Source organism: Apibacter adventoris (assembly GCF_002964965.1).
Lineage (GTDB): Bacteria > Bacteroidota > Bacteroidia > Flavobacteriales > Weeksellaceae > Apibacter > Apibacter adventoris.
The window spans coordinates 175813-199301 of record NZ_PSZN01000019.1 but is presented as its reverse complement, the minus strand read 5'-3'; the positions used below and the strand labels follow the sequence as shown (position 1 = coordinate 199301).

The 23489-nt window shown below is 30.3% G+C and carries 22 protein-coding genes and 1 tRNA gene; 11 read left to right on the top strand and 12 right to left on the bottom strand.

Going from position 1 to position 23489, the window contains the following annotated elements; all coding sequences use genetic code 11:
- Positions 1 to 4 precede the first annotated feature (4 nt).
- On the bottom strand, positions 5 to 4465 hold the full coding sequence (locus C4S76_RS08600; RefSeq protein ID WP_105194062.1) for a translocation/assembly module TamB domain-containing protein: 4461 nt from the start codon (positions 4463 to 4465) through the stop codon (positions 5 to 7).
- Positions 4466 to 4468: 3 nt separating this feature from the next.
- Between C4S76_RS08600 and tsaD the strand changes: the two genes are divergently transcribed.
- The 4 genes from tsaD to C4S76_RS08580 all read left to right on the top strand — a co-directional run bounded on the left by tsaD (position 4469) and on the right by C4S76_RS08580 (position 10067).
- Positions 4469 to 5485, top strand: a complete 1017-nt coding sequence (gene tsaD, locus C4S76_RS08595; RefSeq protein ID WP_105194061.1) for a tRNA (adenosine(37)-N6)-threonylcarbamoyltransferase complex transferase subunit TsaD — start codon at positions 4469 to 4471, stop codon at positions 5483 to 5485.
- A gap of 301 nt (positions 5486 to 5786) precedes the next feature.
- A complete protein-coding gene (locus C4S76_RS08590) occupies positions 5787 to 7358 on the top strand; it encodes a xylulokinase (RefSeq protein WP_105194132.1) in 1572 nt (523 codons plus the stop codon).
- A gap of 36 nt (positions 7359 to 7394) precedes the next feature.
- On the top strand, positions 7395 to 8960 hold the full coding sequence (locus tag C4S76_RS08585) for a xylulokinase (protein ID WP_105194060.1): 1566 nt from the start codon (positions 7395 to 7397) through the stop codon (positions 8958 to 8960).
- Between the two features lie 60 nt (positions 8961 to 9020).
- The gene (locus C4S76_RS08580; RefSeq protein ID WP_105194059.1) at positions 9021 to 10067 is read left to right on the top strand and encodes an NAD(P)H-dependent glycerol-3-phosphate dehydrogenase; all 1047 of its coding nucleotides are present in this window, start codon (positions 9021 to 9023) and stop codon (positions 10065 to 10067) included.
- Positions 10068 to 10151: 84 nt separating this feature from the next.
- On the opposite strand, the gene C4S76_RS08575 is transcribed toward C4S76_RS08580, so the two are convergent.
- The gene (locus C4S76_RS08575) at positions 10152 to 11063 is read right to left on the bottom strand and encodes a M48 family metallopeptidase (RefSeq protein ID WP_105194058.1); all 912 of its coding nucleotides are present in this window, start codon (positions 11061 to 11063) and stop codon (positions 10152 to 10154) included.
- Between the two features lie 102 nt (positions 11064 to 11165).
- Here C4S76_RS08575 and metK point away from each other — a divergent pair, with 102 nt between their 5' ends.
- The 5 genes from metK (at position 11166) to mazG (ending at position 14849) form a co-directional block, all read left to right on the top strand.
- Positions 11166 to 12434 (top strand): methionine adenosyltransferase, encoded by a 1269-nt coding sequence (metK, locus tag C4S76_RS08570; protein ID WP_105194057.1) that lies wholly within the window; start codon positions 11166 to 11168, stop codon positions 12432 to 12434.
- A gap of 17 nt (positions 12435 to 12451) precedes the next feature.
- The gene (ruvX, locus tag C4S76_RS08565) at positions 12452 to 12862 is read left to right on the top strand and encodes a Holliday junction resolvase RuvX (protein WP_105194056.1); all 411 of its coding nucleotides are present in this window, start codon (positions 12452 to 12454) and stop codon (positions 12860 to 12862) included.
- 4 nt (positions 12863 to 12866) lie between these two features.
- Complete coding sequence (gene def / locus C4S76_RS08560; protein ID WP_105194055.1) at positions 12867 to 13445, top strand: peptide deformylase; 579 nt, start codon at positions 12867 to 12869, stop codon at positions 13443 to 13445.
- Between the two features lie 50 nt (positions 13446 to 13495).
- Complete coding sequence (locus C4S76_RS08555) at positions 13496 to 14014, top strand: DUF5606 family protein (protein ID WP_181044091.1); 519 nt, start codon at positions 13496 to 13498, stop codon at positions 14012 to 14014.
- Between the two features lie 67 nt (positions 14015 to 14081).
- A complete protein-coding gene (gene mazG, locus C4S76_RS08550; RefSeq protein WP_105194054.1) occupies positions 14082 to 14849 on the top strand; it encodes a nucleoside triphosphate pyrophosphohydrolase in 768 nt (255 codons plus the stop codon).
- Positions 14850 to 15107: 258 nt separating this feature from the next.
- Here mazG and C4S76_RS08545 read toward each other — a convergent pair whose 3' ends face one another.
- The 6 genes from C4S76_RS08545 to C4S76_RS08520 form a co-directional block, all read right to left on the bottom strand.
- The gene (locus C4S76_RS08545) at positions 15108 to 15713 is read right to left on the bottom strand and encodes a hypothetical protein (protein WP_105194053.1); all 606 of its coding nucleotides are present in this window, start codon (positions 15711 to 15713) and stop codon (positions 15108 to 15110) included.
- A gap of 369 nt (positions 15714 to 16082) precedes the next feature.
- Complete coding sequence (locus tag C4S76_RS08540) at positions 16083 to 16478, bottom strand: tautomerase family protein (RefSeq protein WP_105194052.1); 396 nt, start codon at positions 16476 to 16478, stop codon at positions 16083 to 16085.
- A gap of 6 nt (positions 16479 to 16484) precedes the next feature.
- Positions 16485 to 16889: a cupin domain-containing protein gene (locus C4S76_RS08535; protein WP_105194051.1), complete on the bottom strand. Its 405-nt coding sequence runs from the start codon at positions 16887 to 16889 to the stop codon at positions 16485 to 16487.
- An 8-nt stretch (positions 16890 to 16897) separates the two neighbouring features.
- A complete protein-coding gene (locus tag C4S76_RS08530) occupies positions 16898 to 17227 on the bottom strand; it encodes a cupin domain-containing protein (RefSeq protein ID WP_105194050.1) in 330 nt (109 codons plus the stop codon).
- Between the two features lie 49 nt (positions 17228 to 17276).
- Positions 17277 to 17852, bottom strand: coding sequence for a Crp/Fnr family transcriptional regulator (locus C4S76_RS08525; protein WP_105194049.1), 576 nt, complete (start codon positions 17850 to 17852; stop codon positions 17277 to 17279).
- 17 nt (positions 17853 to 17869) lie between these two features.
- Entirely contained in the window at positions 17870 to 18193 is a 324-nt protein-coding gene (locus tag C4S76_RS08520; protein WP_105194048.1) for a winged helix-turn-helix transcriptional regulator, read from the bottom strand.
- 101 nt (positions 18194 to 18294) lie between these two features.
- Here C4S76_RS08520 and C4S76_RS08515 point away from each other — a divergent pair, with 101 nt between their 5' ends.
- Positions 18295 to 18939, top strand: a complete 645-nt coding sequence (locus C4S76_RS08515) for a peroxiredoxin-like family protein (protein WP_105194047.1) — start codon at positions 18295 to 18297, stop codon at positions 18937 to 18939.
- A gap of 575 nt (positions 18940 to 19514) precedes the next feature.
- Here C4S76_RS08515 and C4S76_RS08510 read toward each other — a convergent pair.
- From C4S76_RS08510 to C4S76_RS08500, 3 genes are all read right to left on the bottom strand, one after another.
- Positions 19515 to 19943, bottom strand: coding sequence for a cupin domain-containing protein (locus C4S76_RS08510; RefSeq protein WP_245915816.1), 429 nt, complete (start codon positions 19941 to 19943; stop codon positions 19515 to 19517).
- A 60-nt stretch (positions 19944 to 20003) separates the two neighbouring features.
- On the bottom strand, positions 20004 to 21062 hold the full coding sequence (locus C4S76_RS08505; protein ID WP_105194046.1) for an alpha/beta hydrolase: 1059 nt from the start codon (positions 21060 to 21062) through the stop codon (positions 20004 to 20006).
- Positions 21063 to 21201: 139 nt separating this feature from the next.
- The gene (locus tag C4S76_RS08500; RefSeq protein ID WP_105194130.1) at positions 21202 to 21870 is read right to left on the bottom strand and encodes a carboxymuconolactone decarboxylase family protein; all 669 of its coding nucleotides are present in this window, start codon (positions 21868 to 21870) and stop codon (positions 21202 to 21204) included.
- A 236-nt stretch (positions 21871 to 22106) separates the two neighbouring features.
- Here C4S76_RS08500 and C4S76_RS08495 point away from each other — a divergent pair, with 236 nt between their 5' ends.
- Positions 22107 to 23000 (top strand): helix-turn-helix domain-containing protein, encoded by an 894-nt coding sequence (locus C4S76_RS08495; protein WP_105194045.1) that lies wholly within the window; start codon positions 22107 to 22109, stop codon positions 22998 to 23000.
- A gap of 379 nt (positions 23001 to 23379) precedes the next feature.
- On the opposite strand, the gene C4S76_RS08490 is transcribed toward C4S76_RS08495, so the two are convergent.
- Positions 23380 to 23452 (bottom strand) — tRNA-Met (locus tag C4S76_RS08490).
- Positions 23453 to 23489: the final 37 nt, after the last annotated feature.

Here is a 23489-nt window from a genome sequence, read left to right as displayed (position 1 = left end):
TTTTTTAATCTTTCTTTTCTTCTGAATCTTTTTTTTCTTTGGCTGTTTTCTTTTTTCTTCCAATAATTTCTTTAATATTATTAAAAGATTTTTTATACACAATTCCTCCTCCATAAGCCTGATTATTGGCTCCTGAATTGCTTAAAACAGAAGTCTCTAAACCGAAAGTTGAAGGTTTGGAAAAACCACTAATTATAAGGGATTTATCTGCATTCTTAGAGATATCATAATCAATTTTTGCTCCATAAGTCCAAACATCAGCGGCACTTTTTTGTTCTAATGGCATATTTACAGATCCTACAATAGATAATCTATTATTTAACTTAAAAGTTGGATCTAATGATATTCTGTCACTTGTATTTCCAATACGAGAACCTGCATTAAAATTAGCATCTAAGGAAAAAACTCCGCTTATGTTATTTATTACGGAAGTAAGTTGTTTTAATACAATATCATAAGCTGATGAAGCATAATTACTTCCGCCCATATTATCAGAAAGAAAACTACCAAACATAACAATTGCTGCAACTTGATTTAGTTTTTCTCCTTCATTATTATTTAATTTAGTTTTCAATTGGTCTTTTACATTTATTGCTCCGTCAACATCTATATCAAAGTCAATTTTAGGTTTAGATAAATATCCTGATAAAATTGCTTTAACAATAACATTGGTAGCCGGCACAGTAGAGGTACCTAAATACTCACCAATATTACTCACATTTCTTGAATAAGTAGCTGTTATATTTAAATTGGCATCTGTGGGGCCTCTTCCATCCCAAATAATGGTACTCTCCGGAACAATTGTAAAATCTTTGTTAACAAACATTTGATAGTAATATTTACTATCTCCTTTTATTGTATATGTTCCTTCCATTGTAATTCTTCCTACAGAAGACAAATTAAATTTTAATTTTTCTGCATCTCCCCTTACTTCTATTCTATCTCCGGTCTCCTGATTTATAATTAAATTTACAACCGAATTCTGATCTGCTGTTACCTCGGCATTAATAGATAATCCTAATGGGGGTTTTACCTCATTTTCTTCTTCATCTTCTTTAATCTTTTGGGGCAAAAATTTAATAAAACTTATATCCGTTGCATTAGTAGTACTACTACTATTTATAGTAAGGTTACTTCCTGCCAGAGCCCTAGCCTTAGCCGAAATCCGTATTTCTTTCGTGGTTGTTCCATTTATAGAAAAATCACCAGAAGCATAAACATTTCCATAAAATAGGTCATTATCTTTAGCCGTAGTATTTAAAACCAATAAATTATTAGTTGTAAAATCTAAACTTATTCCCCATTCTTGGAAATTCTTGGTTTCCAAAACCCCATATACTGTTCCTTTGGTTTTGGTTTTGGTATCCATTAATTCTATATTATTGAAGAAAAACCTTCCATCGGAAATTTGTAGATCCTGATCTTGAGTCAATTGGTAGTCTACTCCCAAAAAGTTAACTGTAAACCCAACCTGACTTAATGTTAACATTCCCTGATAAACAGGATTAGTTAAATTACCTGTAATATGCACATCACCGGTTGCTTCTCCTCTAAATTTAGAAAATATTCCTTGTAAAAAGGTTCCTATAGGCGCAATATTCATTTTATTGGGTATAAGTTCTACATCTAATTGTGAAGGCTTTCCCGGTTCATTTTTAATAAAACCTTTCGCTAAAAAACGTTCTTCTCCAGAATCTAATAAACGGGCATTTAGTAAATATTTATCATCATTAGCACTATAAGTAGCTGCCATTGTTAAATTTCCTAATACTTTGTTATTAAATTTCAATTCATCTATATTTAAATCTATGAGAGGTTTAAATTCTTGAGAAGTTTTATATATTTTAGCAGAACCATTAGCTATCCCTTCGATAGACATATCTTTAAGTATACTTTGAGGTATAATTTTAGCTAATTCAACATCATTTAAATCTATATTAAAATTATAATTATTTTTAGATATATAATCGCCTGATATTTTAATTTCTGATTCTTCTGATTTAAACTGAATATTTTCTAAGGTAAGCTTATTAGTTATCACATTATAATGGGCTATAGCCTCATTAGGTTCAAAATCAGGATTTAAGGTCCATTGTCCTTTATTTAAATCTATCTTAGATGGGCTAAATCCAAAAATCAGTTCATTTCCAACTCTCGTTTGATACAAATTTAAGTCAAAATGAGTTTGTTGATCCTTATATTTTCCATATGCGAAATTAGTAGATGCAAATAACGAATCATGCTTCTTATATCCTGATAAATTAATATTATCAAAACTATTTTTATTAATTTTGAATGAAGCCATAGACCCTTTAAATTGCCTTAAGGTATCTGCTGTATTTATAAAAATATTAGGGGAAATAAGTTTAAAATTTTTGTAATAAATATACTCGGAAATCAATTGAACCTGTAGTTGATTGCTTTTTCCGATATAATTACCGGTTATAGTAGTTCCCGGTGATATATCTACTCCCAACATTAAGATATCAAATAAAGATTTTTGTACATCAAAAATAAAAGAAAACTCCTGATTATCAAATCGCTTTTTAGGCCTGTAATTAACTAGTAAATTTCCGACACCGTTTTTTAGCATTTCCGGAACATCATTTAATTTATATTTACCATAAATATTAGCCATAATCATATTAGGCGAAAAAATATCAAAATTCCTGTTTCCATTATCTGAAGTAGTCTTAATTTGGAAATTTTCAACATAATTAATAGAATCATTATGTATTAAAGTAACATTATTCAGGTTAATTTCTCCAATTAAGTCATCTATATTATTAAACTGAATATCAGTATTTATATAACCTTTTAGAATAGTATTTTTATCGACTAAAGAAGTAAAATAATTTAGGTCTAAATTATGGATATTGGTTTCAAACTTCGTTATCTTTCTTTTATTTGAAAAATCGAATTGACCTTCTTTAATTTCTAAACTCATATGAGGATCTGCTACATTTAAACTTCCTTTAAATAATTGGCGATTCAAATTTCCTACCGTTGAAATATTATTTATTATTTTTCCATTCAAAATTAATTGAGACAACTGAGCGTCAAAGCGTGTATCAATTTGATTTATATTAAATCCTTCTCCTTCAAATGATATTTTAGAAGTTATAGGACCTATAGTTGTACTTTTAGTAAATGGCGCCAAATTAAGATTAAATGTTTCTACATGCCCTTTATATTTAGGTGTTTTTGAAGAATATTCCCATAATTGCACATCTGCTTTGACTTTACCTATTGAACTAATCATATATCCTTTAGCTGATACAATATTTTTATTAATAGAAAAATCTCCTTTATAATTTGTTTTACCAAAGTTTGTAATTAATTGAGGAATTTTAACAGAAATAAATTTAGGTAACCATGTACGTAAAGAATTATAAGAGGTTTGTAATGTAGCTTCTTTGGTAATTATAGAAAAAGACCGAATCTTATCTTTACTAACTAAATCTTTCAATATAAGACTGGGAGCTGAAAAAAAAGTTTTATCTGAAGAAAATATTGAATTAGATAATTGTAAATTATTTAAAGTTCCGTGTGCTTTAGAAGAAAGATTCATTACTGCATCTGATTGCCAACCTTTTACAAAATATCTAATATCTTTTCCAGAAATCTTACTATTTTGCAACAAATCTAAATTCCATAGAACCTTATTTGAAAAGTTACTAAATCCATTCTTTTTAGAATAATTAAAATACAGAGTTCCTAACAATAAAGAAGAATCTGTTTCTAATGTAAGATTTTTTAAAACTAATTCAGTATCCGAATAATGAATATCACCAGAAATTTGTTTAACTATATAATTTTCATTATGTCTTTTTCCTTTAAATCTGAATTGATCTAAAGTAACATAAACATCAGAATCTATGATTTTAACTTTAGGAATTTTTAAATTTAATTCTTGTGTATCTAACCAAATTTGATCTATTTTAGGTAGATTCTGATTTATAATTGACAATTGTCCGTTAATTAAATCAACCCTACCTTCTAATTTAAAAACTTCCTTAGATTTAGGTTTATCTGATTTAAACTTTTCAATAAAAAGAGAAAAATTATCTTTTTCTTCCCCTTTGTATGTGATTACTCTTACTACAGGTTCTTTGAGTCTTAACTGATCAATTTTAATATCATTTAAATTTTTAATTAAAGAAAGAGTGTTGGTAAAGGCTTTGAGTTCTTTTATTTTTATAAAATCAAAATTATGATGATCTTTTACTGCTACTTCATAAAAAATTAAATTCCCAAAATAATCCACATCAACTTTTTGAGCTGAAATATGAGTTTTAAATTGTTGATTTAAAAAAGTTATTCCTCTTTGTGCTATTTTTTCCTTTACAGGCGGTAAATTAATAACCACAAATAAAGAAGTAAATAAAAAGAGTATGAAACAAAGAATATAAAATACACCTTTTAATAATCTGAAAAATAAATTTTTAATTTTTAACTTTGCCATAGAATGAAAACACCTATAATTTTAGGAATCGAATCTTCTTGTGATGATACTTCAGCAGCAATAATACATGGAAGAAAAATTCTTTCAAATATAGTGGCTACTCAAAAAGTACATGAAAATTACGGAGGTGTAGTTCCAGAACTAGCTTCAAGAGCACATCAACAAAACATAGTCCCGGTTGTACATCAAGCAATTTATAAAGCAAATATAAGCAAAAAACAAATAGATGCCATAGCTTTTACAAAAGGTCCCGGATTAGTAGGTTCTCTTCTTGTGGGAACTAGTTTTGCTAAGTCTTTATCTATGTCTTTAGATGTCCCACTTATTGAAGTAAATCATATGCAAGGACATATCTTTGCTCATTTTATAGAAGATGCTAATAGATCACCTATAACATTTCCTTTTTTATGCCTTACAGTAAGTGGAGGCCATACTCAAATTGTTCAAGTTAATAATTACTTTGACATGATAATATTGGGAGAAACGTTAGATGATGCTGCCGGAGAAGCTTTTGATAAAATTGGAAAACTATTAGGTTTGAATTATCCTGCGGGTCCATTATTAGATAAGATTTCGCAAGAAGGAAATGAAAATAAATATTCTTTTCCTCTACCAAAATTAAATGGCATAAAATTTTCTTTTAGCGGTATAAAAACATCTGTGCTTTATTTTTTACAAAAAGAAATTAAAAAAAATTCAAACTTTATAAATGAGAATCTAAATGATTTATGTGCTTCTGTACAAAAAACAATTATTAAAGCTCTTATAAAAAAACTGAAAGAAGCTATTCACCTAACAGGAATTAAAAACATCGCAATTGCAGGTGGAGTATCAGCTAATTCAAAATTAAGAACAGAAGTATTAAAATTAAAAGAAAGTGATCATTGCAAAATATTCATTCCAAAACTTGAATATACAACCGACAATGCAGCAATGATTGCAATAGTTGGTAGTATAAAGTTTGAAAATCAAAAATTTACAGATCTAAGTGCTTCTGCTAATGCTAGATATAAAATATAAAAACTCTTATAACTAGATTTTCTATATTTATATTTATTACACGTTTTAAGTACAAATTAATCAGCAAAAAATCTAAAAAAAACTTAATTTACCTATATTGAATAAATCTTCATTTACGAAACTTATTATTTATCCAAATCCATTATTTTTTATTTAAATTGTAATTTTAGTTTCCATTAGTTTCGTTTAACCTGTCTTTTATCATGTAAAAACAAAAAAATATATTTTTTTGCTTTCGTTTTAGTAAGTATATTTGCTATATAAAATTTTTAAGTTAAAAACTAAAACCCAACAAAAAAACATGAACACACAAACATTAAATGAAGGTCCATTAGTTATTGCTATAGACTCATCTACCACTTCAACCAAGGCAATAATTGTAGATGCAAAAGGACATGTATTAGTAACCGCTAAAAGAAACATTCAATTGCACACTCCGGCTATGGATTTTTATGAACATAATCCGGCACGTTGGTGGGAAACGACCTATGAAACCATTGGAGAAGCTATTTCTAAATTATCTTCTACAGACAAAGAAAGAATTCAAGCAATTGGAATAACCCATCAAAGAGAAAGTTTTGCACCTTTTGATAAAGAAGGAAAGCCATTACGAAACGGTATTCTTTGGCTAGATAGTCGAGCCGCCAAACAAATAAATAAATACGGCTCCAAACACATACATGAACTTTCAGGAAAGCCCCCAGGAGTTACACCTGGAATTTATAAAATGGCATGGGTAAAAGAGAACGAACCTGAAATTTTTCAAAAAGCCTATAAAGTAGTAGAAGTGCATGGTTATATCGCATGGAATCTTACCGGGGAATGGGTGACATCTGTGGCTGCTGCAGATTCATTAGGATTATTAGACATCCAAAATTTTGATTATAGTGATGAACTATTAGAAATAGCAGGAGTAACAAGAGATCAAATGGCTAAATTAGTGCCACCGGGTGAACCAATGGGTATGTTAAAAACCGAATTAGTATCTCAATGGAAACTTTCAAAATCAATTCCTGTAATCGCAGGTTTAGGAGATGGTCAAGCTGCAGGAATAGGGGCTGCAGCCGTAGCACCGGATATTGCATATTTAAATTTAGGAACAGCAGTTAATGCTGGAGTTGAAAGCCCTATCTATAAGTGTGATTCTGCATTTCGTACCCATGCTTCAGGAATAAAAGGCAATTATGTTTTTGAAGCTTTACAATCTTCCGGATCTTATTTGGCAGGATGGTTTAGACAATCACTTGGAGATCCGAAACTTCTAGGAGAACCCGATCCAAAACTGGATGAAGAAGCCTCTATGATTCCTCCCGGATGTGAAGGTTTAGTAACTCTTCCTTACTGGAATGCTGTTCAAAGCCCATATTGGGATGCTTTAGCGCGAGGAGCTGTCGTAGGTTGGAGAGGTACTCACTCAAGAGCACATATGTATCGTTCTATTTTAGAATCTATCGGTTTTGAAATGAGACTAAATCTTGATACAATTGAAAAAGGAACAGGAGTTAAACTAACTTCCATTAGAGCTATGGGAGGAGGAACTCGCTCAAAATTATGGAGACAAATCATGGCTGATACCATTGGTATTCCTATTACTATATGTTTACAAGACGAAATTTCTGCTTTAGGAGCTGCCGTTTTAGCTATGGCTAGTACCAAAGTATATGGGAATAATGATGTTGCTTATACTGCCCAACAAATGGCTCATTTTGGCGATGTAATTGAACCTGATTTAAAGAAAACGGTAGTTTATAATGAAGTTGCTCAAGTACAACGAAACTTATATCCTCAATTAAAAGGAATATTTGAACAATTATACAACTTAGCGCAAAAATATCCAGGTCCAAAACCCGAATCACCTAAATCAGAAATTTAATGCACTAACTTTCCATCAATATTTATAATTAACATCATGAATACAAAAAATTACAATGATGGACCTCTAGTTATAGCTATAGATTCTTCTACTACTTCTACCAAAGCTATTATAGTAAATGCTTCCGGGCACGTAGTAGTAAGTGCTAAAAATTCAATTCAGCTTCATACACCTGCGATGGATTTTTATGAACATAATCCTATCCGTTGGTGGGAAACAACACGAGATAGCATTCAAGAGGCAGTTTCTAAACTATTGCCTAAAGACCGTGAACGTATAGCAGCTATAGGTATCACGCACCAAAGAGAAAGTTTTGCCTGTTTTGATAAAGAAGGAAAACCTATTCGTAATGGTATTCTTTGGCTTGATGGAAGAGCTACTAAACAAATTAAACAATTTGGATCTAAACACATTCATAATCTTTCCGGTAAACCACCAGGAGAACCTCCTGCTATCTATAAATTAGCCTGGCTAAAAGAAAATGAACCCCAAACACTTGAAAAAGCTTATAAAATTGTAGATGTGCACGGGTATATAACATGGAATTTAACGGGAGAATGGGTTTCTTCAGAAGCTAGTGCAGATACCTTGGGGTTATTTGATATTCGTAATCGAAATTACAGTAGTGAACTCATGGACATTGCTGGAGTTAAAAGAGATCAAATGGCAGATCTTGTTCCTCCAGGGCAGATAATGGGGTTTTTAAAATCTGAATTAATTACAACCTGGGGTCTTTCAAAATCTATTCCGGTAATTGCCGGAGCAGGAGACGGCATGGCAGCAGGAATAGGAGCAGCTGCGGTTACTCCCGATATTGCATATTTAAATTTAGGCACAGCAGTAGTTGCCGGTGTACAAAGTTCTGAATATAAATATAACCCAGTATTTCGTAATTATGTAGCTGGAATACCCGGAAACTATATTTTTGAAGTAGTTCAACACTCTGGAGCATATCTTGCTGGATGGTTTCGTCAGGCATTAGGAGATCCCAAATTATTGGGTGAACCTGATATTCGATTGGATAAAGAAGCAGATATCATACCTCCTGGTTGTGAAGGTCTTATCACTTTACCCTACTGGAACGCAGTACAAAGTCCATATTGGGATGCCTTGGCGCGAGGTGCTGTCGTCGGATGGAGAGGTACTCACTCCAGAGCCCATATGTATCGTTCAATTCTAGAAGGTATTACCTATGAGGTAAAAATGAATCTGGAATTTTTACAAAAAGGAACTGGAGTTAATCTAACTTCATTACGAATTATGGGAGGAGGAACGCGTTCTGAATTATGGAGGCAAATGGTAACAGATATTACCGGTATACCTATAACAATATGTTTGGAAGATGAAATTTCAGCCTTAGGAGCGGCCATACAAGCTATGGCCAGCACCGGGGTATTTGGAAATAAAGATATCGCATATGCATCAAAACAAATGGCTCATTTTGGAGATACAATTGAACCTAATTTAGAAAGGCATGCAATCTATAATGAGGTAAGTGAAATTCAACAAAAACTTTATCCTCAGCTAAAAGATATTTTTACACAACTCCATAAATTAGGAGAAAAATATCCGGGTCCAAAACCTGAATCTCCTAAATCTTAACTATAGTTATATCATAAATAAAAAATAATAAATAATTTAATAGATAAAAAAAATAAGAAAATGTCAATTATCACAATTTTAGGAGCTGGCGCAATGGGATCTGGCTTATGTACCCCAGTCCGTAATGCAGGATGGGAAGTAAGGCTTTGGGGCACATGGCTTGATGATCATTTAATCGACGCCTGCGAAGCAGGAAAGCCTCACCCTCGAACTAATGTTCCACTGGCTAAAGGAGTAAAGTTATTCCGAGCTGCCCAATTAGAAAAAGCTTTAGATGGGGCAGATGTAGTTGTTATGTCTGTTGCCTCTGTGGGAGTACCAAAAATTACAGAAATGGCGTTAGAGGGCATTTCCAAAGCAAAGGCATTGTGGCTTACCTCAAAAGGTTTCTGCCCAAATAATGAAGGAAAAATTCAGCTTCTTCCTGAAGCTATACGTACTATAGCTAAACAAAAAGGAATATCCCTCCCACCAATAGTTGCCATAGCTGGTCCTGTAAAGGCGAATGAATGCGCTGAGGGAAAACCTACAGCAACTATATTTGGCTGTAAAGATTTAGAAGTTTCACGTAAATATGCCAGAGAAGCAAGAACAGATGTTTACTGCATTGAAGCAACCGATGATGAGACTGGGGTTGAAATATGTGCTCCTATGAAAAATGTATATGCCATAGCTTTAGGAATTGCTGATGGATTAGAAGAAGGTACCGGATTTCCTCACCATAATCTTAAAGCAGCTACATTTAATAGAGCTGTAAAAGAAATGTCTTTATTAGGTCTGGCCCTTGGAGCTAAAGCAGAAACAGCTTTTGGTCTTCCAGGTGTAGGTGATTTGGAAGTAACAGGATTATCAGGAAGAAATAAAGTTTATGGCGTTAGAATTGGTAGAGGTGAAACAGCAAAAGATGCTCTCGCAGAAATGGATCGTTTGGAGCAAACTGTAGAAGGTGTTCCTGCTGCCGGATTAGCAAGTACTTTAGTTGAACAATCTGCTCCACAGCTTAAAGAAGAACTAACTTTATTAAAAGCTGTAAACGAAATTTTATCTGGAACAGATAGACCGGTTGTTAAAGTAATATCTGATGCCGTACTTCCTAAAATGCCTTAAATAACTAATATTTTTTTACTAGATAAAATGTTAAAAAAAGGATTTAATTCTTATTAAATCCTTTTTTTCATATTTAAATTTTATCTAATTATAAATATATCCCTTCGAAGCTTCTTTTCTTTTATCATTTTTTTTATCAAAAGACGGTTCTAAATCTTGATTATTTTTTGGTATTAATATATTATTACTTCCATGTATTAATGCATTATTATAATATTCTAGAGCTTTAGGCATAATTTGATTGAGCTTTGCTATTCTATTTTCTGGGTCCGGATGGGTTGATAAAAATTCGGGAGTAGTACTATTGCCTGTTTTTCTAATCATCCTTTCCCAAAAAATTGGGGCTTCTCTAGGATCATATCCTGCCATGGCCATTAAATACAATCCCATAGTATCTGCATCTGTCTCTTGTTTTCTTCCATATCTTAACAAAGTGATATCACTAGCTATTGGATAATAATCATTAATTACTTCCCTCAGAACCTGGTTGTCTGTTACTCCTCCTAACAATTGACCGCCTAATTCAGCTACACAAGTCTGCGAAATTTTTTCTGATCCATGTCCTGCTAAAGCATGAGCAATTTCATGTCCTAAAACTACTGCCAAACCTGTTTCATTTTTACAAACGTTCATAATACCTGTATATACAGCTACTTTTCCTCCAGGCATACACCACGCATTGATTGTTTTGGGATCATCTATTAATGTAAATTGCCATTGATACCCGTCTAAAACCGATTGTTTGCCTATGGACTTATAATAATTTTCTGCCGCTATTTTTATACGATTCCCCACTTCTGACACTTCTTTTGCTTGTTGCGTATTGGTGATAATCTTGCTTGAAGATAGAACATCTTTATACTGCTGAAATGAGGAGGGAAATATCTGGTCGTTTGAGATAAAACTTAATGATTTCCTTCCTGTTAAGGGATTAGTAGCGCATTTTATAAATAAAACTAGTCCCAATAAAAATATAAATATCTTAATTATTTTCATGTTTAATGTTGTTATTGAAATTTATTATATGATAGATAGCAAATTTTTTAATTAATGTTATTAAATTTACCAAAAATTTTATTGTAATTAAAATCAAAAAATATGCCTTACTTATTTACCTCGGAATCTGTTTCCGAAGGTCACCCAGATAAAGTTGCAGATCAAATTTCTGATTCTATTTTGGATAATTTTTTAGCATTTGATTCTGATTCTAAGGTTGCTTGTGAAACTTTAGTAACAACCGGACAGGTTATATTAGCCGGAGAAATTAAATCCAATACTTATATAGATGTACAACATATTACTAGAGATATAATCAGAAAAATAGGATACACTAAAAGTGAATATAAATTTGAAGCTGAATCATGCGGAATTTTATCTGCCCTACATGAACAATCTCAAGATATAAATAGAGGAGTTGATAGGGAGAAGAAGGAAGATCAAGGTGCTGGAGACCAAGGAATGATGTTTGGTTATGCTACCAATGAAACAGACAATTATATGCCATTGGCTTTAGATATTTCTCATAGCATTTTAAAAGTATTGTCTAAAATAAGAAAAGAAGGAAATGTTATGACCTATCTTCGTCCTGATGCAAAAGCTCAGGTTACTATTGAGTACAGTGATGATAATAAACCAATTCGTATAGATACAATAGTTCTTTCTACCCAGCATGATAGTTTTGACAGCAATGAGGAAACTGTTCTGAATAAAATTGCAGCAGATGTTAAAAACATTGTAATTCCTGAAGTAAAAGCCGAATCTAAAGAAGAGATTAAGGCTTTGTTTGATGGTGATATTACATATCATATTAATCCTACCGGTAAATTTGAAATTGGAGGACCTCATGGAGATACTGGATTAACAGGTAGAAAAATTATTGTTGATACTTATGGGGGAAAAGGAGCCCACGGAGGTGGTGCTTTTTCTGGTAAAGATCCATCAAAAGTAGACCGTTCAGCTGCTTACGCAACTCGACACATTGCAAAAAATTTGGTAGCGGCTGGTGTTGCAGATGAAGTTTTGGTTCAAGTTTCTTATGCGATAGGTATTACAGAACCTTGTGGTGTTTATGTCAATACTTATGGAACTTCTAAAGTAAATTTTTCTGATGGAGAAATTGCTCAAAAAATTCAAAATCTTTTTGATTTGCGTCCCTATGCTATAGAAGAAAGATTAAAATTAAGAAACCCTATTTATACTGAAACAGCAGCTTATGGACATATGGGAAGAAAAAATGAAACTGTAGTAAAAAGATTTGAAAGAAACAAAGAAGGGGGAAATGTTGAAGTAAAAGAAATGGAAGTAGAATTATTTACATGGGAAAAATTAGATTATGTAGATTCCATTAAAAAAGTATTTAATATTTAATTTTATACTCATTTCATATGCCTAAGCTTTTAGCTATTGATTTTGGGGAAAAACGTACGGGTCTGGCTGAAACTGATGATATGCAGATTATTGCTAGTGGATTAGAAGGAATTATGACTCAGGATCTTCTTCCCTATTTAGAGAAATATTTAAGTACTAACAATGTAGATAAAATAATTATTGGATTACCTATAAGGTTAAATGGGGAATTATCGGAGATTGAAAACTCAATTCAAAAATATATCACTAAAATTAACCATCAATTTCCAACTATCCCAATAGAAAGAGTAGATGAAAGATTTACTTCTAAAATTGCAGCAAATGCAATTAGTCAAAGTAGAAAAAATAAAAGAAAACGAGAAAATAAGCACTTACTAGATAAGGTAAGTGCTACATTAATTCTTCAAACTTATTTAGAAAAAAAATAAAATTATGATTTTACCCATATATGCCTATGGAGAGCCTGTTTTGAGAAAAAAGACAGTTGATATAGACAAAAATTACCCTGAGCTGGATCAATTAATTAAAAATATGTTTGATACCTTGTATGCATCTCACGGGATAGGTTTAGCTGCTCCCCAAATAGGTTTAAATATAAGACTTTTTATTATTGATGCCACTCCTTTAGCAGAAGATGAAGATTATCAAGATATAAAAAAGGATTTGGAAAATAATGGGCAAAAGATTTTTATAAATCCAAAAATTATAAAAAGAGAAGGGGAACTCTGGAAATTTAATGAAGGTTGTTTAAGTATTCCCGATATAAGAGAAGATATTAAAAGACCCGAAATAATAACCATTGAATATTATGATGAGAATTGGGTAAAAAAAACAGAAACTTTCAAAGATATTAGAGCACGAATCATTCAACACGAATATGACCATATTGAAGGAATTTTATTTACAGATTTATTATCTCCTTTAAAAAAGAAATTAATAAAAAGAAAGTTAGAAGATATTTCTAAAGGAAAAATACAGGTAGATTATAAAATTAAATTTCATTCTCGTTAAAATAAAAAACTAATAATAAATTAAATCATAATATAATTAATTATAAAAAAATGGATCTTACAAGAATAATTGCTATTACCGGGAAACCCGGATTATTTGAATTAGCTTCTCAAACTAAGGGTGGATTTATTGTAAAAGATTTAGTTACTCAAAAGAAACTTTCAATTAACGCCAACAGCCAAGTAAGTTTATTACAAAATATATCAATTTATACAATTGAAACTGAAGTTTCTCTTATATCAGTTTTAGTAAACATTTCAAAAAAATACTCTTGCAAAGAAATCAATTTTTCTAAAAATGACCCTCAATCTCTTAGGAAAATGATGGCTGAAATTCAACCCGATTATGCTGAAGATAAAGTTTATGATTCGGATTTAAAGAAACTTTTTAATTGGTATAATATTTTAATTAAAAACAATATTATTACAGAAGAAAGTATCCAAACTTATGAAAATTCATTAAAGGAAACTGAAGAAAAAGTGGGTGCTGAAAATGAAGAAGATAAAAAAACAAGTCAGAAAAAAGAAACTTCAAAAACAAAATCTAATAAAAATAAAACAGAAGAATAAAAAAATATCTATATTCAATAAATATATAGGCTGAATTAATCTCAGCCTTTTTTATTATTTTTAGTTTATGAATACAAAAGAAGAAAATCTACAAGCTTTTAGCAGATTATTAGATATAATGGATGAATTGAGAGAAAAATGCCCATGGGATAAAAAGCAAACCTTTCAATCTTTAAAAAATAATACTATTGAAGAAACTTATGAGCTTGCTGATGCCATAGAGAATAAACAAATAGAAGAAATAAAAAAAGAGTTAGGAGATCTAATGCTACATTTAGTATTTTACTCTAAAATAGCTTCAGAATCTCAATATTTTGATATAGGAGATGTTATACATGGAATCTGCGAGAAATTAATTTATCGTCATCCACATATTTATGGAGAAATTAAGGTTAAAGATGAAAATGAAGTAAAGCTTAATTGGGAAAAACTTAAACTGAAAGAAGGAAGAGAATCTATATTAGAAGGAGTACCCTCTGCCCTACCAGCCTTGGTTAAAGCCTTTAGAATTCAGGAAAAAGTGAAAGGCATAGGCTTTGAATTTGAACATGATTCACAAATTTTAGAAAAAATAAATGAAGAAATAAATGAGTTTAAAAAAGAACAGGATCCTATAAAAAAAGAAATTGAATTTGGTGATATATTATTTTCACTTATAAATTATGCCAGATATAATAATATTGACGCTGAAAATGCCTTAGAAAAAACAAATAGAAAATTTATATCTCGTTTTAGAAAAATGGAAAAAATTGCTAAAAACTCCAATTTGGATTTACCCTCTTTATCTACAGATGAAATGAATGAGTTATGGGAAAAGGCTAAATTAGAAAATTAGTGTATACATATTTTATACAATTTATAATTAACAAAGCCCCCTTTAAGGGGGCTTCTCAGTTGTTCTAACATTCTCTACAACAACTCAAACACAAACCTATTATATTATTTATTTTTCATAAAAATATAAATTTTATACCATATATTGGTTAAATAAAACATGATTTATATCAATTTTATATTAAAATATTTTAATATGACTACTTTTTTATTTTAATAAAATAAAAATTGAATATTAAACTATATTTCAAATATATATTTACTTAATTATTAAATATTGAATTTTACATTTTATTTTAGTTGTACTATCATTTAGATTCTTACTTCTATCCCTATTTTTATCCCTTCCCCTATCTCTATTTTTATCTCTTTTAAAATCCCGGTTACGATCTCTATTGTTATTCATAGCTCTACCTTTATTGATATCCTGATTATTATCTATATTTATAGTTTTGCTTTCGTCATAATTAATCGTTTCATTTGTTGTTTTTGTGAGTGAAATCATATTTTTAAATATATCCTTATTTTGTCCAATATTTTTATAATTATTATTAAAAAAATTTAAATCTTTTTTTATTGCAGATTTATTTTTTTCTAGATATGTTAACGTATCTAATAATAAATAAGTAGATTCATCTTTAAAAATTTTATTATTATTTTCGCAAATAATAATTCCCTTGGAATCTATATTTATACTCCATTGATTAAATTTCAATAAATTGTCTTTAAAACTGCTATTTTCTTCAAGCTTAATTTTTTTTTCGGATAGAAAATTAAGTGTATCATTTTTCATTTGTGCTTTTATTTTTAAATTGATTAAATAAAACAATAAAAGACTTAGTGTAACAAGAAATATTTTTTTCATATTATTAAATTTTACTCACAAAATTGAATTTTAATCTTAACATATAAAATCTAATATTCCCAATTAACTAACTATTATCTTGTTATTTAATAAATTCAATAAAAGTACTTGAATTAATAAAAATAAAAATATAATAAAAGGTTTTACGAATTAAAGACCTTAGTATCTATTTCGAAAATAAAGTATTGTAGACTGTGAATAAGATTTTAAAAATCATCTAAAAATACTACTAGGTACTAGATATGAAAATTGTAAGAAGATAATAATTTAGGAGCTATATCAGATAAAAAATATAGCTCCTTGTGATTTATATTTCAACGTATATCAGAAAATACTTTAAATATTACTAAGAATTTAGTTCTTCTTTTTCTATTTGATGTGCGTCAGTTTTTGTATTTTTCCCATACCAAAAGACCAATTATAATAGGAATCACTCTCTATTAAGATGATAATAATATCATTAATAGATATTTCCGTAGTTGCTGAAATACTTTTACCTATTTCTGCATATAATTCCCTTTTTTGGTTTTCCGTTCTTCCTGAGCCAGCAATTATTTGTAAAAAGACTATTCTATCAGTATGCCTTATTCCAAGATATTCTTTAGGATATTTTATTTGGTTTGCATCTAGTTCTTCTATTATATGAAAATAATCGTTTTCTGGTATCAGAAATTTTTGCATTAATGCCTGATGTACACATAAAGATATCTGATTCTTTACTTTTTCGTTTAGTTCTTTATGAAGGCTTATTCTTACAAAGGGCATAATTTATCATTTATTTAGATTATCTACTTCATTATATTCCGATTCAGTTAGTGGCATAATAATATTTCCCTCGTCATCACCTATTTGTATGGCTATATGTACAAAAGTGTCATATTTTCCTGCTCCATGCCAATGTATATCATTGGCATGGATGATCACTATATCTCCCACTTCGATATGTTTTAGTTTCTCTCCTTTTTTCTGAACAAAGCCGCTTCCTGATTTTCCTATCAAAATTTGGGTATTAGGATGTGTATGCCAATGTGTATGGCTTCCCACATCAAAGAAAGACTCAGAAATATGGATACCTGATTCTTTCCCTGCATCTAATAGTTTTGTCATTACATGCCCAACAACATATTTGTCTGTTACCAAATCTTTCTTTATTGTTTTTGGATTTATTGTTTTCATATCTCTGGTTATAATATAGTTATTAGATCTTCTTTAGCTTCTCTCAGATAAAAAGCAATAAATGTAAGAGGCTCAGTATGCGAGGCATTATCAAAATGTAGGATAGGAATATCTTTGGGTTCATAAAAAGCATCTCCCTCTTGTAATATCTCTTCAGTTTGTCCTTCAATCTGAAAAAGGACTTTACCCGAACAAACGTAACCTACAACCGGACAAGGATGTGAATGATATGCACCCTTTCCTCCTGCCGGAATTGTCACTTTTTTAATTTCAATATTAGTTACTGATTGGTTTAAGAAAACAGATAGCAAATCTGCTCTGGTCACTTTTTGTTTCATACTTTTAAGTTTTTTAACACTTCAAAGTAACGGCTAGAATATGGATAATTTAATGACCTAGGTTAAGAGATTTAATACGACTCAGCGATTCGGGTTTTATTCCCAGATAAGATGCTATATGGTATTGGGCAACATGTTGTTCAAGATGAGGATAGGTTTGCAAGAGTAACTTGTATCTGTCTAGTGCCGAATCCATAAGCAAGGAAGTTTCTTTCATACACTTTTTAATAAAAAGTGTATCTGAGATATATTTTCCCAACTTAAACCATTCCGATGATTCATTCAATAGCAGATTGTAGGTATCAAAAGAAAGCCAACAGATTTCAGAATTTTCTAGCGATTGAATAGCTCCGGCACTGGGTTCCTGATTGATAAAGCTTCTGTAAGAAGTGATAAAAGTGCCGGGTACATAAAAATCACTGATAAACTCTTCTCCATCCTTCTCTCTAAATGAACGCAGATATCCTTTTTCCACAAATCCTATAAACGAACAAGTCTTACCGATTTGCAAAAGATATTCTTTATTTGTAAAAAATCTCTGTTCTGAAACTTCTATTAATCTATCATAGTAATGATCAGAAAGTTTTAGCTTGTCCGTCACTATTGAATATAAGGATTGATACATTATTTTTCAATTTTTTATTACTGAAGTAATTTACCCCATTCGTTCAATTGCCTGAGTACTTCTACTAACTTTTGACCAAGTTCGGTCAATGTATATTCCACTTTAGGAGGCAATTGATTGTATGATTTCTTTGCTATAAGTCCATCCGTTTCGATTTCTTTAAGCTGTTGATTCAGAACACGTCTATCTACATTTTCTATTTCCCGAAGAAATTCACAAGGACGTTTCTTTCCTGCATTCATATGCCAGATTATGGGGATTTTCCATTTTCCTGAAATGGTATTGACTGCAATTTCGAGTGGGCATTCTTTTTCTGTAATTGTTCGTATCTTTTCTTTCATCAAAGAGTGACTTTTATATCCCTACCGCATAAAAATATGCGGTATTGTGTATTTAAAAGGAAATACCGAGTTTCGCTTATAATATATTAAATAAATCGGATATGACAAATCTACAAAAACAAATCGAAAATCTGAATAATTCAATAGGTTCGCAATTACCTCAGGAAATATTGAAGGCATTTGCTGATTCAATTGCTGATTTAAAGGCAAAAGGAATAGAAAATTATTCTTTTAAGGAAGGAAGGAAAATCCCTTCGTTTTGTCTTAAATCAACACGAAAAGGAATAAGTATTAATTCGGATGATTTATTGAATAATTATGATAAGGTTATCTTGGCTTTTTTCAGAGGAAACTGGTGTCCGTATTGTAATCTGGAACTAAAGGCACTACAAAATTCTTTGGGACAAATTGAAAAAAAGAAGGTTAAGCTGCTTGCAATATCTCCCCAAAAACCGGAATACAGCACAATGATGAAAGAGGAAAATAAATTATCTTATGATATATTATTTGATGAAGATAACATTTTTGCTAAACAACTTGGTATTTCATTTCAATTACAGGATTTTGTTATTACTCATTACCGGCAATTAGGAATTAACTTGAGAGAATTTAACGGAAATGATGAAAATTCTCTTCCTATACCTGCTGTATTTGTTATAGATAAAAATTATAAGATCACATACTCTTTTGTTGATGCCAATTATATGAATCGTATCAATATAGATGAATTGATAAAAAATTTGTGATAAAAAAACATTAAAGTCTTTTACTCCTTTCTTAATTTTCTTTTTATTCAATTGATCAAGTCTGTTAATTATTCGTACGTTTTTTTAGTACCTATAATTACTTTTAATATCCAGAACCTTAGTATATATCATTGTTATCATCAATTAGATATGAAAGAAATAGAAAATATAAAAAAACAGCTAGAAGATAATTTAACTTAATATTCATACAAATATTATACAACTTATATTTGAAAATATAGGTTATTTAAATGATCTATAAATTACAGTTTTTATATAAACTAATAGCCTGTAATATATTAAAATTTACATATTTTTTAATATAATATTTTCAAAATTATATATTCAATAATTATATTTTAAATGTTAAATAAAAATTTCTTTTCAACGTTTGACTTCAATATAATTTCATAATAATTTTGAAAAGATATATACATTCTTATATAAGCAAGGATTTACCTGAAATATGCTATACAGATTTCTAACATTTTTCTCTTTGAAGCATGACACGAAATGTCGTTATGTAAATGCCTTGCAAGTAAGAATTATCATAATGAAAAATTTTTCATCATTTTTTATTGATAATATTCTTCATCGGACACAGATTTTAACCAAACCACACCACCATCATTTAAGTTTGGACTTATTGCTATGTGTATCATTGTATCCTCTGACGAAGCTCCATGCCAATGCACTATATTAGAAGGACATTTTATTACATCTCCTTTTTTAATAACTTCTTTCGGTTTGCCTTTTTCTTGATAGTACCCCACTCCTCTTGTTACCAAAAGTATCTGACCTCCTTTGTGATAGTGCCATTTAGTTCTAGCTTTGGGTTCAAAAGTAACATTGCCAATTTGTGTGTATAATGTACTGTCGGATTGAACCAACATTTGTAGCCAAACTTTGCCAGTAAAATTGTTATTATTTACTTCTTTGCCTTGCGGGAAAACAAGGTTATCTTGTTCGTTCTTATTTTTACTACTCTTGCAGCTTGTATACAAAATAGTTAAAAAAAACAATAGTAATATATACTTTAATTTATGATTTACCATCATTCAATTTTAAAGGTTGATTTTATAGAAATTAACCAATTTATTTACTATTTGTAATACGCATTCAGGTTTCCAATATGTCTGTATATGAGTAGCACCTTCTACTAAAAACAATTGTTTATTTTTTGCATTGACTGCTTTTTTAAATGCTTCATCAGTCATATATTTTGTATCTGCCTTGCTTCCTGCTATCATTAATAAAGGTTGATTAATCAATTCAATTTGATCCGTTGCATCCCAAGCCATTAAATCCATCAAGCTACTTGTAGTATACAGAAAGGTTGAATTAGGATGAGCGTGCGTCCTATAATAGTATTCATATCCTTCGCGATACAGATCGGTTGAAGTTTTTGCAATTTCTTCATCTGTTATGCTTGCAACACCCGAATAAAGTATTTTGCCCCCTGCGGCTTCTTGTGCTCTTGCATCCGATGCTTGTTTCAATCGTTCCTGAATCGTTTTTAATTGAGAATTTTGAAAACCGTTACGCCTTACTTGGCCTGAATTAAACATACTTAATGTAGCTACTACTTTAAACCGTTTATCTGTTTGTACTGTTTTTAAAGTATAACCACCTCCACCGCAAATACCCAAAGCACCTAAACGATTTGCATCTACGCCCGGATATTGTGTAATAAAATCAGCTGCTCCACGTATATCTTCGATCCTGTATTGCGGTTTATCCATATGACGAGGTTCACCTCCGCTTGCTCCCTGATAGGCCGCATCAAAAGCGATAGTGATATAACCAGCCTCTGCTAAACGTTGAGCATATAATCCGGCAGTCTGTTCTTTTATTCCCCCATTGGGATGTGCTACAACTATGGCAGAATATTTTTTGGATACATCGTAATTGGCAGGTGTATAAACATTTGCTGCAATATCTATTCCATTAACTTTATAAGTTACAGGGTGAATATTTATCTTACCTTTTATATTCTCTGTAATTGCTCCTTCATATACTAAACCAAAGGGATTTTGATCGTAATTTTTTTGATTTACTTGTGCATTTACCATATCAGTTAATAATAAATTTATTAATACTATTATGAATGTTAATTTTCTCATTATCATAATTATTTTATGATTGCTATTATCTATTTAAACCTTTTTTTAAACTTTTCCATAACCGAAACTTAAACCCATACAACCTAAACCCAATGCAGATACTTCTAATCCACTACTCCCTAATATTCTTTTTTGCATTCTATTTTGATTGATTGATCTTAAGTATCCGTATCCCATTCAAAACTCTCTTTGCTGATTTTGCTTCTTTTTTTCCTAAGGTTGTTTTTATAACATTTATAAATTCATATAATTGTTCGGGAGATAAACCTAAATTCATACAAATGGTTAAATGGCTTTTGAGCATCGGTTCCGATTTACCTATGGATGTAATTACGGAAATGGTCGCCAATTCTCTTTGAATATAGTTTAATACATCTCTTTCAAAAATATCTGCAAACAAATGTTCTTTTAAATAGATATCAATTATTGGTGCAAATGCTGAATAGCCTGTAAGTATATCGGATTGTGGCATTTGGTTTAATTTAACTAAAATATTTTTTCCCCGCTCATACTTACTATCCGTCTCATCAATCTTTGAAGCCTCTTTACCTACCTTATCCTTTAAGCCTTTTCTCTTTCTTTCTTCCATGACCTCCATAAAAGTCTGTAATCCCCTGATGCTGCGGGGAAACCCACAATAAGCATATAAGTGTACCAATATTTCTTTTATTTCATTAACGGTAAGTCCTGCTTCAAGTCCTATATTTAAGGCCGTCTTTAATTTATCTAAATTCCCTTTTGCCGTCAAAGCAGAAATTGAAATAATGCTTTGCTCTTGTAAACTTAAATTTTTATTTCTTGTTTCCATTTGTTGTGCTTTTAAGAAATTTGTAAACAATGAAATAGAAATTATTATAATTATAAGATTAATTATTTTCAATGGTTTTTTCTCTCTTTTTAATTATACAAATTTCGAAATATTAAAAGCTACTTATTTATATCAATTACGTTTTTATCTACCAATATTACAGATTGAAGAACAATAGCGTGAAATAAGGTAAATGATTTTGTAAATTTGTTTTGTTAGTTTAAAAGAGGTAAATAATGAATGATATTCTAAATTTTAATACAATAAAAGAATATAATACCTTCAACAACAATAAGACGTTGCATCCTTTGGTAAGTGTGGTTCATTTATATAAGGCTGAACCAAGAAAACTTAAACGCTTGCGCTATGGTTTTTATACTATATTTTTGAAACAAATTTTCTGTGGTGACCTTCGTTATGGATTAAGTAATTATGATTATGAAGAAGGTACGTTAATTTTTCTTGCTCCTAATCAGGTAATCGGGCAAAGCGAAAATAATTATTATCAGCCACAAGGCATAGCATTAGTATTCCATCATGATTTAATTGCAGGAACCTCACTCGGAAAAAATATAGGTAATTATCATTTTTTCTCTTATGCTGTTAATGAAGCTTTGCATTTGTCTGAACAGGAAAGAAAGATTATTCAGGATTGTTTTTCAAAAATTGAATATGAATTACAACATGCTATTGATAAACATAGTAAACAACTGATTATATCTAATATTGAATTGTTCTTAAATTATTGTACACGATTTTATGATCGTCAATTTATTACAAGAGATAATGTAAATAAAGGAATTTTAGAGCGTTTTGAACTTTTAATGAATAATTATTTCCTTTCGGATAAACCACAAAATATAGGTTTACCATCTGTCGCATGGTGTGCTGAGGAACTTCATTTATCAGCTAATTATTTTGGCGATTTAATTAAAAAAGAAACCGGTTTATCAGCGCAAGAATATATACAATCTAAAGTAATTAATATAGCCAAAGAACGAATTTTTGAAAACAATAAATCTATCAGTGAAATTGCCTATGAATTAGGTTTTAAATATCCGCAACATTTTACAAGACTGTTTAAGCAAAAAACAGGCATTCCCCCTATTCAGTTTAGGAATTTGAATTAATTCCTTACTTTTTTAGCATCAATTATCTAAGGATTACAACTTTAGTCATTTTAGATACCCCTAATTATAATTACAGAAATTATAAGAATTTAGTCAAACTCTATTTTAATAAAATTAGTTCAATAAAAAATAAGGCATTTAGAAAATTTTGTAACATTAAGTCTATTAAAATCATTAATTTTTCATTATAATAAAGAACCTAGCAGAATGTTCAAATTATCTTATATTATCTACTTTACATTGAATTCTAGGTAAAATCTTTATTATCATTAGCCCATAAAGACATTGTTTTTCGATACGAAAAATTAGAATATTCGGAAAGTTTTGGGAAATAAAAAAGTCAATTATCTGATTTACAAATAATTGACTTTTAGTTTAGTAGCGGGAACAGGACTCGAACCTGTGACCTTCGGGTTATGAGCCCGACGAGCTACCTACTGCTCCATCCCGCGATGTTTGTGAGTGCAAATATACAATAATTTTTCTTTC

Excerpts from the sequence above, each read along its gene's own strand:
- C4S76_RS08600 (WP_105194062.1), bottom strand. The coding sequence starts at position 4,465 with ATGGCAAAGTTAAAAATTAAAAATTTATTTTTCAGATTATTAAAAGGT.
- tsaD (WP_105194061.1), top strand. The coding sequence starts at position 4,469 with ATGAAAACACCTATAATTTTAGGAATCGAATCTTCTTGTGATGATACT.
- C4S76_RS08590 (WP_105194132.1), top strand. The coding sequence starts at position 5,787 with ATGAACACACAAACATTAAATGAAGGTCCATTAGTTATTGCTATAGAC.
- C4S76_RS08585 (WP_105194060.1), top strand. The coding sequence starts at position 7,395 with ATGAATACAAAAAATTACAATGATGGACCTCTAGTTATAGCTATAGAT.
- C4S76_RS08580 (WP_105194059.1), top strand. The coding sequence starts at position 9,021 with ATGTCAATTATCACAATTTTAGGAGCTGGCGCAATGGGATCTGGCTTA.
- C4S76_RS08575 (WP_105194058.1), bottom strand. The coding sequence starts at position 11,063 with ATGAAAATAATTAAGATATTTATATTTTTATTGGGACTAGTTTTATTT.
- metK (WP_105194057.1), top strand. The coding sequence starts at position 11,166 with ATGCCTTACTTATTTACCTCGGAATCTGTTTCCGAAGGTCACCCAGAT.
- ruvX (WP_105194056.1), top strand. The coding sequence starts at position 12,452 with ATGCCTAAGCTTTTAGCTATTGATTTTGGGGAAAAACGTACGGGTCTG.
- def (WP_105194055.1), top strand. The coding sequence starts at position 12,867 with ATGATTTTACCCATATATGCCTATGGAGAGCCTGTTTTGAGAAAAAAG.
- C4S76_RS08555 (WP_181044091.1), top strand. The coding sequence starts at position 13,496 with ATGGATCTTACAAGAATAATTGCTATTACCGGGAAACCCGGATTATTT.
- mazG (WP_105194054.1), top strand. The coding sequence starts at position 14,082 with ATGAATACAAAAGAAGAAAATCTACAAGCTTTTAGCAGATTATTAGAT.
- C4S76_RS08545 (WP_105194053.1), bottom strand. The coding sequence starts at position 15,713 with ATGAAAAAAATATTTCTTGTTACACTAAGTCTTTTATTGTTTTATTTA.
- C4S76_RS08540 (WP_105194052.1), bottom strand. The coding sequence starts at position 16,478 with ATGCCCTTTGTAAGAATAAGCCTTCATAAAGAACTAAACGAAAAAGTA.
- C4S76_RS08535 (WP_105194051.1), bottom strand. The coding sequence starts at position 16,889 with ATGAAAACAATAAATCCAAAAACAATAAAGAAAGATTTGGTAACAGAC.
- C4S76_RS08530 (WP_105194050.1), bottom strand. The coding sequence starts at position 17,227 with ATGAAACAAAAAGTGACCAGAGCAGATTTGCTATCTGTTTTCTTAAAC.
- C4S76_RS08525 (WP_105194049.1), bottom strand. The coding sequence starts at position 17,852 with ATGTATCAATCCTTATATTCAATAGTGACGGACAAGCTAAAACTTTCT.
- C4S76_RS08520 (WP_105194048.1), bottom strand. The coding sequence starts at position 18,193 with ATGAAAGAAAAGATACGAACAATTACAGAAAAAGAATGCCCACTCGAA.
- C4S76_RS08515 (WP_105194047.1), top strand. The coding sequence starts at position 18,295 with ATGACAAATCTACAAAAACAAATCGAAAATCTGAATAATTCAATAGGT.
- C4S76_RS08505 (WP_105194046.1), bottom strand. The coding sequence starts at position 21,062 with ATGAGAAAATTAACATTCATAATAGTATTAATAAATTTATTATTAACT.
- C4S76_RS08500 (WP_105194130.1), bottom strand. The coding sequence starts at position 21,870 with ATGGAAACAAGAAATAAAAATTTAAGTTTACAAGAGCAAAGCATTATT.
- C4S76_RS08495 (WP_105194045.1), top strand. The coding sequence starts at position 22,107 with ATGAATGATATTCTAAATTTTAATACAATAAAAGAATATAATACCTTC.